Below are 16458 nucleotides of genomic sequence, written 5' to 3'. Positions count from 1 at the left end.
CCCCGGTCCGGCCTTGGTCGCGGACCGGCCGTGGTCACGATCCGGCGTGGTCGCGGACCGGAATCTAGCGGGGGCGGCGACTCAGGTGGTGGCGAAGGCCGCCAGCCGCCGGGCGTTTACCTCGGCGGCCAGCGCCGGAGCCCGGTCCAGGGCGGCGGGCAGACCGCAGGCGGCCAGCCAGTTGGCCAGCAGCAGGTGACCGCCCTCGGTCAGCACCGACTCGGGGTGGAACTGCACACCCTCGATCGGCAGGGTGCGGTGCCGCATCGCCATCACCACCCCGGACTCGGTCCAGCCGGTGACCTCGATCTCCGCCGGCAGCGTCTCCGACGGTACGGCGAGCGAGTGGTACCGGGTCGCGGTGAACGGATCCGGCAGGCCGGCCAGGACTCCCTCGCCCCGGTGTCGGACCTCGGACGTCTTGCCGTGCAGCAGCTCCGGTGCCCGGGTGACGGTGGCGCCGAACGCGGCACCGATCGCCTGGTGCCCCAGGCAGACGCCGAAGATCGGCAGTTTGCCGGCGTACTCGTGGATCACGTCGAGGCAGATCCCGGCCCGGTCCGGCGCCCCGGGGCCCGGGGACAGCAGCACCCCGGCCACGTCGAGCCGGCCCACCTCGGCCACGCTGATCTCGTCGTTGCGGCGTACCTCGCAGTCGGCGCCGAGCTGGCCGAGGTACTGCACGAGGTTGAAGACGAACGAGTCGTAGTTGTCGATCACGAGGACGCGCATCGGGTCGCCTACCTGGTGGGGCTGGGTGGTGGAGTGTTGTTCTCTTCGGTGTCGTACGGGATGTCGTGTTCGTCGCCCGGAGCGTCCTGCTCTCCCCCGACCCCGTCGACCCCCGCCTCGCCGCCGGCCGGGTCGTCCCCGGGGATACCGGATTCGACCTGTACGTCGTCGAACGGTAGCAGCGGCTCGGCCCAGGGGAAGACGACGTACCAGAGCAGGGCGAGCAGGCTCGCGGTGATCAGGAGTGAGCCGAGCAGCTTCCCCGGCAGGCCGAACGGCAGCTTCCGCCAGATCCAGGCGTACATGACGGTCAGCCACCCAACTCGGCCGGGCGCGGGCTGCCCGGTGTCTTCGGATCGGTCCGGACCAGCTCGGCGTGGATGATCAGGCGCTGGTAGTTGTCGAACTTGGGATTGCAGGTGGTCAGGGTCAGCATCGCCTTCTTCGGTTTGGCGCCGGGCTGACCGGGTACCGGCGCGACCACCTCCACCTGGGACGGCTTGACGATCCGGGTCTGCGAGACGTGGTAGACGTACCAGGCGTTCCTGGCCTCGACGACGATCGGGTCGCCGTTGCGCAGTTCGTCGAGACGCCAGAAGGTGGCACGGTTGCGGTGGCCGGCGACGGAGAAGTTGCCGACCTGGCCGGGCAGGGCGCTCTTCGGGTAGTGACCGGGGGCGTACCGGATGTCCTTCTGGGTCACCCCCTCGACCACGATCCACTCCTTGTCGAACTTGGGGATGTAGAGCCCGGCGATCGGTTTGCCCTGGACCGGTTTGACGGGGGACGGGGTGACGGTCGGGGTCGGGCCGGTGGAGACCGTCGGGTCGGGCTCGTCCCACTGCTGGGCCAGTTGCTGGCCGAGGTCGTCCTGGTGGGCGTTGACGATTGTCGACTTGCCCCAGATCTCGTACGCGGCGAAGAGGAGCACCACCAGCCCGAAGGTGATCAACACTTCGCCGGTGGCCCGTACGCCGGTGCGGATCCGGGACCCGAGCGTGGGTCGGGTCAGTTCGGAGTAGACACTCTTGTAGCCCTCGCCGACCTGCTCCGGGCGGAGTCGGACGACCTTTTCGCCACGGCGTGGCCGGCGTTCGGCCTCCGCCGCCCCGGTGTTGTCGTCCGGCTCGTCGCTGGTTGCGGGCCTGGGCGGGATGGCGCCGATGAGTGCGGTCGCCTCGATGTCCTCCCGCTGCCCCCGGGCGGTGCCGCCGCTTCCACCGGTCCGGGCGGACACGGCGGGGATCAGCGCGGTGGCCGCCGGGTCGGAGTGCGGGGTCGGCGGAATCTTCGGGATGACGGTGGTCGGGCTGTCGACGGCCGGTGCGGTGCCGGTGCGGTCGCCGGTGGGCGGCGGCGCCGACGGTTGAGCGTGCGGCGTACGGCCGTGGTTGTCCGGCAGATCCGGACCGGACGGCCGGATCTGTCCCGTGTGCGGCGCCGGGCGGAGGCCGGCGGCCGGATCGGACCCGCCGGGTGCCGCCTGGCGCCACTCGGGGCTGGTGGCGGGCTCGGGCTGGCGCCACTCGGGGCTGGCGGCGGGGGACCAGCGCTCGGCGTCGGGCGCCGGGGTGGGCCGCCAGGGGTCGCGGTCGTCGCGGTCGGGGCCGGTCGCGCGGGCCGGCTCCCACCGGTCCTGGGCGCCCCGGGGTGCGGGATCCCAACCGGCCTGGCGCGGGCTGTCCCGATAGGGGTCCGTCGGCTGCCGCTGCTGCTCGACCCGATGCGGCGGCAGCTGCTGCTGGTCGGTCCGGGGTGGGGTGGTCCACTGGTCGGCCCGGCCGGGCGGCATCTGCTGCTGGGAGGTCCGAGGCTGTTGCCGTTGTTCGGACTGGGCGCCGGCGGCGGGTGGCCGGGCGTCCCGGTCCGGCGTGTCGCGCGGGCGTGGCCCGGCCGGTGACGTCGGTGGAGCCGCCCCACCCGCCACGGGTCCGGTGCCGGCCGGCCGGGTCACCGGACCGGTTTCGGCCGGCCGCTGCCCCTGGCTCCCGGAGGGCAGCGCGATGGTGTCCTCCGGGTCCGAGCGGGGGCTGTCCACCGGACGGGGAATGATCATGGTGGGGTCGTCGTGGTTCGAGGCACGGTGCCGACCGTTGCGCGCCGGATTCGGGTCGCCAGACATGGGGCTCACTCCGGAATGACCTTGGCGGACCGCAGCCCGCCGGGACCGTCGTACGCGGGTACGGTCACTGTCGGCTCCACGGTCTCCCGGTAGCCGAGTTGGTAGTGGTCGACGGCGTCCTTGAACAACCGGACCCCCTCGGAGGCGGCGAGGGCGCGTTGCAGGGCGGCCGGGTCGCCGATGGCGGTGATCAGGAAGGGTGGCGAGTACACCCGGCCGTGCAGCAGCAGGGTGTTTCCCACGCAGCGTACCGCGCTGGTGGAGAGGATCCGGACATTCATGATTGCCACCGCCTCGGCGCCGCCGGCCCAGAGCGCGTTGACCACGGCCTGTACGTCGCCCTGGTGCACCACGAGGTCGTCGTTGCTGGCGCCCGCCGGCTTGCTGCCGTCGGCGTGCTGGGGTGCGTCGTTGAGTTCGACGCTGACGCCGGGGCCGCTCAGCGCGGTGAATCCGGCGGCCTCCCGGTACGCCGCCGCGCGGTCCTGCTGGGCCCGGACCCTGCTGTCCGAGCCGCCGAGCGCGGCGGTCTGACTCTCGACGTCGTCGTGCAGGGCGGCGGCCTGTTCCTGGCCCGCCGCGACCTGTTCCCGACGCTCCTCGATGAGTTGGGCGAGTTTCGGTCGGCGGTCCTCGCGCAGTGAGGTGCCACCGGCGGTGGTGGCCGTGGTGGTGAAGAGCAGGCCGGCCGCGAGGGCGATCACCGGCACCCCGATCGACCAGCCGGTCCGGCGTGATTTCGACCGCCGGGGAAGCAGTGCGGCGATGGCCCGACGGAGTGCTTTCTGCCAGGAGGCGCCGCCGGTCGTGTACTCCACCGACCCTCCCTCCGGGTACAGTCGTTTCGTCGATTATGTCCCGTTCTGGAGGGATATGGTCGACGATCGGTATGATCAGTCGCCGTATCCAACCTGCCCGGGGTCCGTGGCCTGAACGGGTTCTCGCGACTACGCTAGCTGTCGAACATTATTGGCCATGGACCGTCGCCCTTGCGTCCGGTTGTAGGCCGGACGAGGATCACCACCCCCTCAGGAGAGCGCCGTGCCCAAGTCGCAGGTTCGTAAGAAGAAGGTGTACACACCGCCGACCGACGTACGACCGACGTCCACGGCGGCGACGCGTAAGCCTAGCCCGGTCTGGCTGCCGATCACCGCGGTGTCGTTGATCGTCTTCGGTATCGGCTGGCTGGTCGTTTTCTACCTTTCTGAGATGGAGTACCCGGTCGCCACCTGGCGCTACTGGAACCTCGCGATCGGGTTCGGTGCCATGGTCGGTTCGCTGGGGCTGCTGTCCCGCTGGCGCTGACCCTCCCCGACCGGCCTCCGCCGGCGGGTGCCCCGGTTTGGGCAGGCAGGGTTCCGACCTAAGGTGTGCGCAGGCGACGATGGGGTCGGCTGCGACCACGGTCACGTTACCGGCGAGTAACCTTCCCGCGTAGGCTGCACACATCGCTGCCGACGGTCGATGCGCCGTCCGTCCGGGCAGCGGACCGGTCAGGGCAGCAGACGGGGAGGGCAAGGCATGGGCAGCGTCCAGATCGTCACCACGGTCCTCGCGGCCGCGATCACCGCGGTCGCGGTGTGGCTGGCGACCCGTGCGGTGCGGAAGATGGTGGCGGTGGTCCGGCTGGGCCAGCCCGACCCGGAACGCTTCACCGACCGCCGCACCCGGGCCCGCACCATGCTGGTCGAGACGCTCGGCCACACCCGGATGCTGCGCTGGGGCGTGGTCGGCGCCGCGCACTGGTTCGTGATGGTCGCCTTCGTGGTGCTCTCCCTGCTGGTCCTGGAGGCGTACTTCGAGGTCGTGACCCCCACCGGCGGCCTGCCGGTGCTCGGCTCCTGGGCGGTCTACGGCCTGGTCACCGAACTGATCGGGGTACTCGGCCTGATCGGCATCCTGGTGCTGATCACGATCCGACTGGCGAACCGGCCGGGCAACCCGGAACGGCGGTCCCGCTTCACCGGGTCGACCATGTGGCAGGGCTACTTCGTCGAGGCGGTGGTCCTCGCCGTACTGGTCTGCGGATTCCTGATCCGGGGCTTCAAGGTCGCCACCGACCACTTCGAGTTCCCGTTCTGGGCCACCCCGGTCAGCCACGCGGTCGGCGGCCTGCTGCCGGACTGGGACGCCGGCACCAGCGTGGTCGCCCTGGTCAAGATCGCCATTTCGATGACCTGGGTCATCGTCATCGCCCTGAACGTCACGATGGGCGTCGCCTGGCACCGCTTCGCCGCCTTCTTCAACATCTTCTTCAAGCGCGAGCCGGCCCGGGCCGGCTCCGGCCTCGGCGCGCTCCGGCCGATGATGAGCCAGGGCAAGCCGCTCGACTTCGAGGAGGCCGACCCGGAGGCCGACCAGTTCGGGGTCGCGCACGTCGAGCAGTTCACCTGGAAGGGCCTGCTCGACTTCACCACCTGCACCGAGTGCGGCCGGTGCCAGTCACAGTGCCCGGCCTGGAACACCGGCAAGCCGCTGTCGCCGAAACTGCTGGTGCTGTCGCTGCGCGACCACGCGTACGCCAAGGCGCCGTACCTGCTGGCCGGCGGCGGCAAGGACGCGGCCGGCGAGGAGAAGGCGACCGAGGCGCAGCTCGCCCACGTCGACGTCCTCGCGCTCGCCGAGGCGAACCGGCCGCTGATCGGCGGCGCCGGAGACGGCGGCATCATCGACCCGGACGTGCTCTGGTCCTGCACCACCTGCGGGGCCTGCGTCGAGCAGTGCCCGGTCGACATCGAGCACGTCGACCACATCGTCGACATGCGCCGCTACCAGGTGCTGATCGAGTCGAGCTTCCCGGCCGAGGCCGGCGTGATGCTGCGCAACCTGGAGAACAAGGGCAACCCGTGGGGCGCCCCGCCGAACACCCGGGAGGACTGGACCAAGGGACTCGACTTCGAGGTGCCCCGGGTCGGCGAGGTCGACGACTTCGAGTACCTGTTCTGGGTCGGCTGCGCCGGAGCGTTCGAGGACCGGGCCAAGAAGACCACCCGGGCGGTGGCCTCCCTGCTGCACGAGGCCGGGGTCAGCTTCGCCATCCTCGGCGAGGGCGAGACCTGCACCGGCGACCCGGCCCGGCGGATCGGCAACGAGTTCCTCTTCCAGACGCTCGCCCAGCAGAACGTCGAGACGCTGAACGAGGCGTTCGAGGGCCGTGAGAAGAGCAGGCGCAAGATCGTGGCGACCTGCCCGCACTGCTTCAACACCCTCGGCAACGAGTACGGCCAGCTCGGCGGCGAGTTCGAGGTCGTACACCACACCCAGCTGCTGGCCCACCTGGTCGCCACCGGCCGGCTCACCCCGGTCCAGCCGGTCGACGGCGGCCTGACCTACCACGACCCGTGCTACCTCGGCCGGCACAACCGGGTCTTCACCCCGCCCCGCGAGGTGCTCGGTGCCGCGATCCGGGGTGGCGCCGAGGACGGCCGGGCCGACGGCGCGGCGGCCGACGGGATCACCGAGATGCCGCGCAACCAGGAACGTTCCTTCTGCTGCGGCGCGGGCGGGGCCCGGATGTGGATGGAGGAGCGGATCGGCAAGCGGATCAACGTGGACCGGGTCGAGGAGGCCATCTCCACCGGTGCCCGGACCATCGCGGTCGGCTGCCCGTTCTGCTCGACGATGCTCAACGACGGGGTCAACGGCAAGGGCGCCACCGACCAGGTCGAGGTCGTCGACGTGGCGACGGTGCTGCTCCGCTCGGTCAAGCCGACCAACCCGGACAAGCCGTCGGATCCGGTCCCGGCCGAGACCGGCAGCTGAAACCGGGGCGCTGGTGCGCGACCTGCTCCGACACTGGCTCCGGCTCGGGACCGGCCTGCTGCTCGGTGTGCTGACCGGGGTGTTGGAGCTGACGTACCTGCTCGGGCTCGGCTCGGTGCTGCTGATCGCGGCCGGGGCACGGGGCGACGGCCCGCCGCAGACCCGGCACCGGGTCGTCGGCTGGGTCGAGCTCGGCGCCCGGCACCTCGCCGAGGTCGAACGGTGGCGACTGGCCACCTTCCTCGACAGCGAGAACTCCGCCGACTACAGCGGCCGCCGGGCGGCACGCTACCTCGCGGCGCGCTGGGTGGTCGGACTGCTCGGCGGCGCCGTGCTGCTGCTGTTCGGCTGGGGCGTACTGGCCGGCGGGATCTGGGTCTGGGAGGCGCTGCACGGACAGAGCGGTCTGCCGCTGCTCCTCGGCCAGTTCGCGCTCGCGCTGGTCGGTCTCTTCCTGGTGGTGCAGGGCGGGCTCGGCACCGCCGCGCTGGACCGTCGGCTGGCCCGACGGTTTCTCGGCCCGAGCGGCCGGGAGGTGCTGGAACGGCGGATCACCGAACTGACCAGCAGCCGGGCCGGGATCGTCGCGGCGGTGGACGCGGAACGGCGACGGATCGAGCGGGACCTGCACGACGGCGTACAGCAGCGGCTGGTGGCGCTCGGGCTGCTTGTCGGGCGAGCCCGGCGCAGCACGGACCCGGCGAAGGCGGCGGAGCTGCTCCGGCAGGCACACGAGGAGTCCGCGCGGGCCCTCGACGAGCTGCGCGAGGTGGCCTGGCGGGTCCATCCCACCGCGCTGGACAACCTGGGACTCGCCGACGCGCTGGCCCGGGTCGCCGAATCGGCGGGGCTACCGGTCCAGGTCGACTGCCGGTTGACCGACCGGCCGCCGCCGACGGTGGAGACAGCGGCGTACTTCGTGGTCTCCGAGGCGGTGACCAACGCCGCCCGGCACTCCCGGGCCGGTCGGGTCGACGTGGAGGTCACAGACAGGGAGGGCTGGTTGACGGTGACGATCACCGACGACGGGGTCGGCGGTGCCGATCCGGCCGGCGGCGGACTCTCCGGGCTGGCCCGGCGGGTCGCCGCCGTGGACGGCCGGTTCGCGGTGACCAGCCCGGTCGGCGGGCCGACCCGGATCAGGGCGGAGCTGCCGTGCGGGTGATCCTGGCCGAGGACTCGATCCTGCTCCGGGAGGGCCTGGTCCGGCTGCTGGCCGAGGAGGGGCACCAGGTCACGGCTGCGGTCGGGGACGCAGACGAGCTGCTCGCGGCGGTCGCGGTGGACCCGCCGGAGGTGGCGGTGGTCGACGTACGGATGCCGCCGACCCACACCGACGAGGGGCTGCGCGCCGCGCTGGAGCTGCGCCGCCGCTGGCCCGCCGTCGGGGTCCTGGTCCTGTCCCAGTACGTCGAGAAGCGTTACGCCGTGGAACTGCTGACCGACACCGGTGGCGGGGTCGGCTACCTGCTGAAGGACCGGGTGGCCCAGGTCGGCGAGTTCCTGGACGCGCTGCTCCGGGTCGGTTCCGGCGGGGCCGCCTTCGACCCGGAGGTGGTACGTCAACTGTTGGCCCGGACCAGCCACACCGACCCGCTGAGCCGGCTCACCGCCCGCGAGCGGATGGTTCTCGACCACATGGCGCAGGGGCACACGAACGCCGGCATCGCCGAGCAGCTGCACGTCTCGCAGAGCGCGGTGGAGAAACACGTCAACGCGATCTTCGACAAACTCGACCTGTCCCGGACGACCGCGTACAGCAGGCGGGTGCTCGCCGTACTGCGCTACCTGGGCAGTTGAGAGCCGGCCGGGATGTCGTCCCGGCCGGCTGCCGTACCAGTCGGTCCGGTCAGCCCCGGTGCTGGCCCCGGGGCGGGCGGTTGCGCCGGGTCAACCGGGAGATCACGAACCAGGCGATGCCGAGGACCACCGCCACGATGACCACGTTCTGCAGGATTCCGGCGTACCCCTCGACCACGTGCCAGTTCTCGCCGAGCAGGTACCCGGCGAACACGAAGACGGAGTTCCAGATCAGGCTGCCCAGCGCGGTGCAGATCAGGAACGTGCCGAGCGGCATCCGTTCGATTCCGGCCGGAATCGAGATCAGGCTACGGAAGATCGGGATCATCCGGCCGAAGAAGACCGTGCCCTTGCCGTGCCGGACGAACCACGCCTCGGTCCGGTCGACGTCACTGAGCTTGACCAGCGGCAGCCGGGCGACCAGGGCGCGGGTCCGGTCGCGGCCGAGCAGTGCGCCGATGTAGTAGAGCGCGACCGCGCCGACCACCGAACCGAGGGTGGTCCAGAAGATCGCCGAGGCGAGGCTCATCTCGCCCCGACTTGCGGCGAAACCGGCGAGTGGCAAGATGATCTCGCTCGGCAGCGGCGGGAAGAGGTTCTCCAGCGCGACCGCCAGACCCGCTCCGGGTGCACCGAGCGTATCCATCAGGTCGGTGGCCCAGCCGGCGATTCCGGTCAGGGGTGTGGGTTCGTCAGCGGGCGAATCCAGGAGACTGATCACGAATTCGACGCTAGTCGTCGGCACCTGATCAAAACCTGGGGATCGCCACCCGACGCCGTTCCGGAGGCCGCGGTCACGCAGCGTGGTGAACCGCAGTCGGCGTCCCGCCGTACAGGTTGATGTTGGACGTGCTGACGGCGGCCGATGGCCGGCGTCGACCGGGGGCCACGGGAACGAACGGCCCGGGACTGTGAGGAGGCTGGCGGCGGGTGACGGCTAACGCACCGGGCGCGACGGAGGCGGATACGACGGGGCGGCACCGGGTGGGACGCGCCCAGGGATCGGCGGGACAGGCCGCCGGGTCGGGTCGGCGCGCCGCGGTGACCCGGGAGCGGGGCGGGGGTCGGATCCGACTGCTCTCGATGGTCGGCCTCGGCGTCGTGGTGCTGGCCGCCGCCGTGTCGTTCGGGCCGACCCCGGTCCGTCCGCTGATCTGGGGAGAGCCTGAACCGCAGGTCGGCGTACCGGTGAACGGAAGTCGGAACGAGCCGCCGCCAGCACCGTCGCTGCCGCCGCCGACGGTCGTACCGGTGGAAACGCCGAGCGGGGCGGTGCCCAGCGGTACCCCGTCCCCGACTCCGACCGAGCCGGACGACCGGGCGACAGCCACTCCGTCGGCCAGCCCGAGCCGGCCGTCCGGGGCGGGCGGCGCGTCGACCCCGACCCCCGGCGGTACGACCAGCGCCCCCGCCGGGCCGCCCCCGCCGGCGGTCCCGGCCCCGCCACCATCGCCGGTGCTGCTCGGTCCGGACGACCAGAGCGGGCTGTCCCGGATGATCGACCAGTACTGCGACCGGCACGTCGGGGGTGCGAGCTGGGCGGATCCCCGCGGCGACGGCGGCTGGGAGTGCGACCGGTTCCTGCTGTCGTCCCGAAGGGTTGATCTGGACCTCGCCTGCCGGGACGCGTACGGCGACGGCGCGTTCCCGGACAACCCGGATCCGGGGGACGCCCACGGTTGGCGTTGCTACCGGCGCTGACCGGCGCCGATGGACGTTGACCGGGGACGACCGGGACGCTGACCGGGGCGGTGACCGGGGCGGTGACCGGGGCGGTGACCGGGGCGGTGACCGGGGCGGTGACCAGCCGGGCGGGCCGGTAGTGTGCTGGTGACCGCGGGCGGGCCGCAATTCCGGCAGAGGTGAACCGACCATCGACGCCCTACTCCTGACCACGCTGCTACCGCTGCTCGGCTTCGCCCTGTTGACCGGCGGAAACGCCTTTTTTGTCGCGGCCGAGTTCGCGTTGGTCACGGTGGACCGGGCGGAACTGGACCGCCGGGTGGCCGACGGTGACCGACGGGCCCGTACGGTCCACCGCGCGTTGCGGGAACTCTCCTTCCAGCTCTCCGGTGCGCAGCTCGGTATCACCATCACCGCCCTGCTCACCGGCTATCTCGCCGAGCCGGCGCTGGCCAAGCTCTTCGCCCCGGCGCTGCGGCCGCTCGTCGGGGAACACACCGACCGGGTGACCCCGCTGCTGGCGCTGGCCCTGGCCACCCTGCTCTCGATGCTCTTCGGCGAGCTGGTGCCCAAGAACGCGGCCCTCGCCCGGCCGATGCCGGCGGCGCTGGCCACCGCCGGGCCGATGCGGGCCTTCTCCCGGACCTTCGGCTGGCTGATCCGTGGACTGAACAACTCGGCGAACTGGCTGGTCCGCCGGCTCGGGGTCGAGCCTCAGGAGGAGTTGGCCAGCGCCCGGTCGCCGGAGGAGCTGGGACTGCTGGCGGCGATCTCGGCGCAGGCCGGCGCCCTGCCCCGGGAGACCGCGATGCTGTTACAGCGGACGATCCGGTTCGGCGACAAGCGGGCCGCCGAGGCGATGACGCCCCGGGTCGACGTGATCGCGCTGCGCGCCACCGCCCCGGTGGCCGAACTGCTCGGCCTGGCCCGGCGGTCCGGCCGGAGCCGGTTCCCGGTCTACGAGGAGACCCTCGACCTGGTGACCGGGGTGGCCGGGGTGGTCGACGCGCTGGGCGTACCGCCGGCGCGGCGGGCGAGCACGACGGTGGCCAGCATCGCCCGGGAACCGGTGTACGTGCCGGAGAGCCTCGATCTCGACGGGGTGCTCGCCGCACTCCGGGCGGCCGGTGCCGACCTGGCGATCGTGGTCGACGAGTACGGCGGCACCGACGGGGTGGTCACCGTCGAGGACCTGGTGGAGGAACTGGTCGGAGAGATCGCCGACGAGTTCGACGCCGTCGACCCGGTCGCCGTGCCGAGGCAGAAGCAGCCCGCCGCCGGCGGTGGTACGGGCGTCGGCGGGACCGGCGCGGTCGCCGGGTCGGCTCCGGGGCCGGCCGCTGCCGCCGGTGTCGAGCTGACCGCCCCGGGGGGTGACCGGACGGCTCTGCTCGACGGCGTGCTGCGCGCCGACGAGCTTGCCGAACGGAGCGGATTCCGGCTGCCCGACGGCCCGTACGAGACCCTGGCCGGCTTCCTGCTGGCCCGGCTCGGCCACATCCCGGTCGCCGGGGAGACGGTGACCGAGGCCGGGTACGAGTTCACCGTCGTCGAGGTGGAACGGCACCGGATCGAGCAGGTCCGGGTGGTCCGCCCGGAGGATCCGGACCAGCGATGATCAATCTGCTGGTCACCGCGCTGCTGCTGCTCGGCAACGCCTTCTTCGTGGGCAGCGAGTTCGCCCTGATCGCGTCCAGACGTACCGTGATCGAGCCGCTCGCGACCCGGTCCAAGCGGGCCCGCTGGGCGCTGTCGGCGATGAACCAGATCCCGCTGATGATCGCCGGCGCCCAACTCGGCATCACCATCTGCTCGCTCGGCCTCGGCGCGATCGCCGAGCCGGCCCTCGCCCACCTGCTGGAGGAGCCGTTCCACACGCTCGGGATGCCGGACGGTGCGGTGCACCCGGTCGCGTTCGTGCTCGCCCTCGCGGCGGTCGTCTTCCTGCACACCGTGGTCGGCGAGATGGTGCCGAAGAACATCACCCTGGCCGGCCCGGAGCCGTCGGCGCTCTGGCTCGGCCCGGCGATGCTGGCGTTCTGCGTGGCGACCAAACCACTGCTGCTGGCGATGAAGTGGATCTCGGCGCGGATCCTGCGGTTGTGGCGGATCGAGGCGGCCGACGCGGTGAAGACCGTCTTCACCGCCGAGGAACTCGCCGGGCTGGTCTCGCAGGCGCGTACCGAGGGACTGCTCGGCTCGGAGGAGCACGCCCGGATCACCGGGGCGCTGGCGTTGCACCGGCGTACCGCCGCCGACGCGTTGCGGCCGTGGGCCGAGGTCACCACGGTCGCCGAGGACGTCTCGCCGGCCGCCCTGGAGGTGCTGGCCACCCGGACCGGCCGGTCCCGGTTCCCGGTGGTCGCCCGGGCCGGCCGACGGGTGCTCGGCTTCGTGCACGTGAAGGACGTTCTCGGGTACGCCGGCCCGGCGCGCCGGGCCCCGGTGCCGGCCGACCTGATCCGGCCACTGGCCCCGGTGCCCCCGGACCGGACCCTGGCCGACCTGCTGTTGTCGATGCGTCGGGAACGCCGGCACATGGTGCTGGTCAGCGACGGCCGGGTACCGCTCGGCGTGGTCACCCTCGACGACGTGCTGACCGCGGTCGTCGACGCGCCGACCGATCCGGAGCAGAGCGGTCGGCCGGGTCGGCGGGACGACCGGACCGGCCGGTCGGAGTCGCACCGGGCGACCCCGACCTGACCGGGTTCAGCGCGGCGCGCCGACCGGGGACGGCAGCAGCAGTACGTCGTCCGCGTCGACGTACATGATCCGGTGGCCGAACTGGATCTGGACGTACCGGGTGTCGCCCCGAATCACCGTCCAGTCACCCGGGGACGAGCCGTCGAAGGTGGTGGCCCGGTAGTACTCGCCGGGAAGCACGTCACCGACCGCGTAGCGCTGACCGGCGGCGAGGGTGTACTGCAGCGGGGTGACCGCCTGCACCGGTACCCCGGCCGGGTAGGCGGCGGCCTCCGGGTACGCGCGCCCGTACACCGGGATCGTCGCGCGACCCGGCTTCGGGGTGGCGACCAGGCCGGTCGCCCACTTCACGGTCGGCTTCGAGGCCGGGTTGTGGAACCAGGCCCGCTGTCCGAGGTACCAGATCGCCGTCCAGTCGCCCTGCCGGCCGGCGACCGCGTACGTCTGCCCGGCCGAGACCCGGGCGCCGTGGTCGGCGATGTGCATCGTGTTCGGGGTGCCGTCCGGCCGCAGCCCGACGTCGTTGACCAGCGGGGCGTCGGCGGACGGGGCGCTGTGCAGGACCACCGCCGAGGAGCCGTGTGGTGCGCACGGCGTGCCGGCGGTCTCGCAGCCGGTGAAGGCCGGCCGGTTGGTGCGCACGTCCGGGTCGATGGTGACCAGGCCGGTGCGCGGGCCGCCGGTACGGGAGAACGGCGCCCGGAGCAGGTCGAAGTAGTGCGACCAGTCCCAGTACGGTCCCGGGTCCCAGTGCATGCCGGCGACGTTGCCGGGCAGCACCCCTGGCACGTTGTCGTGGCCGATGATGTGCTGCCGGTCGAGCGGGATGTCGTACCGGGCGGCGAGGTGGCGGACCAGTTTGGCCGAGGTCCGGTACATCGCCTCGGTGTACCAGGTGCCCTGGGCGGCGAAGCCCTCGTGTTCGAGGCCGATCGACTTGGCGTTGACGTACCAGTTGCCGGCGTGCCAGGCGACGTCCTTCGCCCGGACGTGCTGCGCGATGTGCCCGTCGGCGGAACGGAGGGTGTAGTGCCAGCTCACGTACGTCGGGTCCTGCACCAGCCGGAGCGTGTTGTCGTACGTCTCCTCGGTGTCGTGGATGACGATGTACTCGATCTTCTGCCGGGCCGGCCGGTCGGAGAGGTCGTGGTTGCCGTAGTCGCCGTCGCCGAACGCCTCGTAGGGCGCCGGGATCCACTCGCAGGAGATGTCGCGTGGGCACTCCGCCCCCGCCCCGGTCGCCGGGGTCGGCGGCGTCCGGAGGCCGAGCCGGTCCAGCCGGGAGCGCTGCGGGACGAGGCCGGGGTGGGCGGCGAGGCTGATCCGGTGGCCGTCGTCGGTGGTCCGGGCGGCGCCCTCGACGATGGTCCGGTACACCTCGTCGGCGAAGGCCGCGGCGGCGTCCGCCTGGTCGCTGCCGGCGTACCGGGCCACCGCGCCGTACCAGGCCGCCGGGTCGCTGGCCCGCCCCGTCGGCCCGGCCAGGTCCCGCTGGTACGTTGCGAGCAGTGCCGCCCCGCCCCGGATGTTCGCCGCCGGGTCGGTGCGCAGGGCGGTCTCGGTGGCGCCGGTGAGCCCGGCTGCGGTGTCCAGGGTCTGGGAGCCCGGGCTGTCCGCGCTGGGGTCGTCCGGGGCCGTGGCGGTGGCCGGGCTGGGTTGGCCGGGGACCGTCGGCCGGCTCGTGGCGTCGGGGGCGGCCTGGCCGGTGACCGGGCCCGGTCGGGCGGGATCGCCGCGCCGGTCCTCGCCATGCTCGGGTTCGGCGCCGCCGAGTGAGCGGACGTGGCGGTGGTCGGTGAGGTGCATCGGGCCGTAGCCGCCACTGGTGCTCGGGGTGCCGGCGTTGCTGTCCCAGCGGGATTCCAGATAGGAGACGGCGAGCAGCACGCTCTCCGGTACGCCGAACTCGGCCGCCGCGGCGGCGTACTCCTGTTGTCGGCCGGGTGTGGGCGGTGCGCCCGCCGCCGGGGTGGCGCCGACCGGGACCAGCGCCGCGGCGCCGAGTACGGCGGTGCCGATCGCGATTCTCCTGGTCAGCGGCCTTCGTGTCCGGAGCATGGGACCTCCTGTCACCGGGGATGGCTGATGATCACCATCCACCCGGGACACCGTGGCCGTCAATAGCTGCCACCTGCGCTTGTCGCCCTGTAGGAAACTTTCACGGCTGTGTAACGACGTGGTGAATTGTCGATCGTCCCCCCGCACAATCCGCGACCGGGCCGATGCGGTGCGAATTAGCTGCTTTCACGGGTTGCGTTTGGATAACAGGCTTCTCTAATGTTGGGGACCGTCGAGGCGGTGGCAGGCCGCCAGTCCGGCGACCACGTCTCGACACCGCCGAATCGTCGACACATCAACGACTCACACGAACCGGGGACCCGGGCACCATGGGGTGAATCCGCGCGTCAGCGGTAGGGCGAATCTCTTCCCGCCCGAACCCGTCAGCTAACCCGGTAGGCGGACTTGAGGAAGAAGGAGTACGGACCCCGGTGGCAGCCCCCGCCCCGCGGCCGTCGTCCCCGCGCCCGGCCCCGGCCGGCGCCCCGACGACGAAGACCCGCTTGCGACGGTCCATCCTCACCACCACACTCGCCGCGATCGCCAGCGTCGCCGTGCTGTTCGTCGGCATGACGCCCGCCGTCGCCGAGCCGTCGGTCTCCGAGATCGAGAGCCAGATCGACAAGAACTGGCGCGAACTCGAACCGCTGATCGAAAAGCACAACGCCACCCGTGAGGACCTGGCGAAGAAGAAGAAGCAGGCCAAGAAGCTGCAGGACAAGATCGCCCCGCTGCAGAAGCAGATCGACGCGGCGATGAACCGGGTCAGCGAGTTCGCCGTCGAGGCGTACAAGGGTGACCGCGCCTCGATGATGAACGCCGTGCTCAGCAACAAGACCCCGAGCACGCTCATCGGCCAGCTCTCGGTACTCGACCAGTTCGCCCGCCGCGAGCAGCGCGAGGTGCAGGCGGTCATCGACCTCAAGAACCGGTTGGCCGAGCAGAAGGCGCCGCTGGACGCCCTGGTCGCCGAGCTGACCAAGACCGAGGCCGAGCAGGCGAAGAAGAAGAAGCAGATCGACTCCGAGATCGACAAGCTGCAGCGGATGCGGATCGAGGCGTACGGCAGGGGTGCCGGCGGCCCGCTGCGGCCCGCGCCCTGTCCGGCGACCTACCCCGGCGGCGACATGGGTACGGCGGTCAAGTACGCCTGCGCCCAGATCGGCAAGCCGTACGTCTGGGGTGCCGAGGGACCGGGCTCGTACGACTGCTCCGGGTTGACCCTGCGGTCGTGGGCCCAGGCCGGCGTCTCCCTGCCACACAACGCCGCCCGGCAGTACAGCGTCACCAGCCGGGTCAGCCGCTCCCAACTGAAGCCCGGAGACCTGGTCTTCTACTTCTCCCCGATCAGCCACGTCGGGATGTACGTCGGCGACGGCTGGATCGTGCACGCCTCCACGGCCGGTGAGCCGGTCAAGATGGCGCGGATGGACTCGGTCGGCAGCCTTGCCGGCTTCGGTCGCCCGAGATACTAGTGTTCTGTCTCGTAAATAGCTAGTCATTGGAGTAGACTCGAGACGTGACACGTGCTGCCGCACCACTGGTGCTCGAACCCGGCCAGCGGGAACTGCTGGAGTCTCTTGCGAAGTCGCGTACGG

At 71.9% G+C, this 16458-nt stretch carries 13 protein-coding genes, 1 pseudogene and 1 riboswitch; of the genes and pseudogenes, 8 read left to right on the top strand and 6 right to left on the bottom strand.

The features are described 5' to 3' along the window. Positions 1-81: 81 nt before the first annotated feature. The 4 genes from ABGB21_RS00070 to ABGB21_RS00055 are packed head-to-tail and all read right to left on the bottom strand — an operon-like array spanning position 82 to position 3672. Positions 82-732, bottom strand: a complete 651-nt coding sequence (locus tag ABGB21_RS00070; RefSeq protein WP_347656111.1) for an aminodeoxychorismate/anthranilate synthase component II — start codon at positions 730-732, stop codon at positions 82-84. An 8-nt stretch (positions 733-740) separates the two neighbouring features. Further along, positions 741-1037, bottom strand: a complete 297-nt coding sequence (locus ABGB21_RS00065) for a hypothetical protein (RefSeq protein WP_347656110.1) — start codon at positions 1035-1037, stop codon at positions 741-743. 5 nt (positions 1038-1042) lie between these two features. Beyond that, positions 1043-2854 carry a class E sortase gene (locus ABGB21_RS00060; RefSeq protein ID WP_347656204.1) on the bottom strand — a complete coding sequence of 604 codons (1812 nt, stop codon included), beginning with the start codon at positions 2852-2854 and terminating at the stop codon, positions 1043-1045. A 5-nt stretch (positions 2855-2859) separates the two neighbouring features. Continuing rightward, positions 2860-3672: a DUF881 domain-containing protein gene (locus ABGB21_RS00055; protein WP_347656109.1), complete on the bottom strand. Its 813-nt coding sequence runs from the start codon at positions 3670-3672 to the stop codon at positions 2860-2862. 223 nt (positions 3673-3895) lie between these two features. On the opposite strand from ABGB21_RS00055, the gene ABGB21_RS00050 reads away from it, so the two are divergent. From ABGB21_RS00050 to ABGB21_RS00035, 4 genes are all read left to right on the top strand, one after another. After that, complete coding sequence (locus ABGB21_RS00050) at positions 3896-4159, top strand: cell division protein CrgA (protein ID WP_347656107.1); 264 nt, start codon at positions 3896-3898, stop codon at positions 4157-4159. Positions 4160-4375: 216 nt separating this feature from the next. Then, entirely contained in the window at positions 4376-6616 is a 2241-nt protein-coding gene (locus ABGB21_RS00045) for a (Fe-S)-binding protein (protein WP_347675853.1), read from the top strand. Between the two features lie 13 nt (positions 6617-6629). Further along, positions 6630-7781 (top strand): sensor histidine kinase, encoded by a 1152-nt coding sequence (locus tag ABGB21_RS00040; RefSeq protein ID WP_347675851.1) that lies wholly within the window; start codon positions 6630-6632, stop codon positions 7779-7781. After that, positions 7772-8416, top strand: coding sequence for a response regulator transcription factor (locus ABGB21_RS00035; protein WP_347656102.1), 645 nt, complete (start codon positions 7772-7774; stop codon positions 8414-8416). The genes ABGB21_RS00040 and ABGB21_RS00035 overlap by 10 nt, the downstream gene beginning before the upstream one ends. A gap of 76 nt (positions 8417-8492) precedes the next feature. On the opposite strand, the pseudogene ABGB21_RS00030 reads toward ABGB21_RS00035, so the two are convergent. Further along, positions 8493-9125 (bottom strand): annotated as a pseudogene (locus ABGB21_RS00030) (DedA family protein); the annotation flags it as partial. Positions 9126-9346: 221 nt separating this feature from the next. Between ABGB21_RS00030 and ABGB21_RS00025 the strand changes: the two are divergent. The 3 genes from ABGB21_RS00025 to ABGB21_RS00015 all read left to right on the top strand — a co-directional run bounded on the left by ABGB21_RS00025 (position 9347) and on the right by ABGB21_RS00015 (position 12802). Next, a complete protein-coding gene (locus ABGB21_RS00025; protein ID WP_347675849.1) occupies positions 9347-10117 on the top strand; it encodes a hypothetical protein in 771 nt (256 codons plus the stop codon). Between the two features lie 172 nt (positions 10118-10289). After that, entirely contained in the window at positions 10290-11717 is a 1428-nt protein-coding gene (locus ABGB21_RS00020) for a hemolysin family protein (protein ID WP_347656202.1), read from the top strand. Next, a complete protein-coding gene (locus ABGB21_RS00015; RefSeq protein ID WP_347675847.1) occupies positions 11714-12802 on the top strand; it encodes a hemolysin family protein in 1089 nt (362 codons plus the stop codon). Before ABGB21_RS00020 ends, ABGB21_RS00015 begins: the two co-directional genes overlap by 4 nt. Before the next feature lie 6 nt (positions 12803-12808). Here ABGB21_RS00015 and ABGB21_RS00010 read toward each other — a convergent pair whose 3' ends face one another. Next, positions 12809-14860 carry an N-acetylmuramoyl-L-alanine amidase gene (locus ABGB21_RS00010; RefSeq protein WP_347675845.1) on the bottom strand — a complete coding sequence of 684 codons (2052 nt, stop codon included), beginning with the start codon at positions 14858-14860 and terminating at the stop codon, positions 12809-12811. Positions 14861-15127: 267 nt separating this feature from the next. Beyond that, positions 15128-15277: riboswitch (cyclic di-AMP (ydaO/yuaA leader) on the top strand. A gap of 86 nt (positions 15278-15363) precedes the next feature. On the opposite strand from ABGB21_RS00010, the gene ABGB21_RS00005 reads away from it, so the two are divergent. Then, entirely contained in the window at positions 15364-16335 is a 972-nt protein-coding gene (locus ABGB21_RS00005) for an NlpC/P60 family protein (protein ID WP_347675843.1), read from the top strand. Positions 16336-16458 lie beyond the last annotated feature (123 nt).

It is taken from the genome of Plantactinospora sp. B24E8, assembly GCF_039871735.1.
In the GTDB taxonomy this organism is placed as follows: domain Bacteria; phylum Actinomycetota; class Actinomycetes; order Mycobacteriales; family Micromonosporaceae; genus Plantactinospora.
This window is presented reverse-complemented; position numbering and strand designations above follow the sequence as displayed.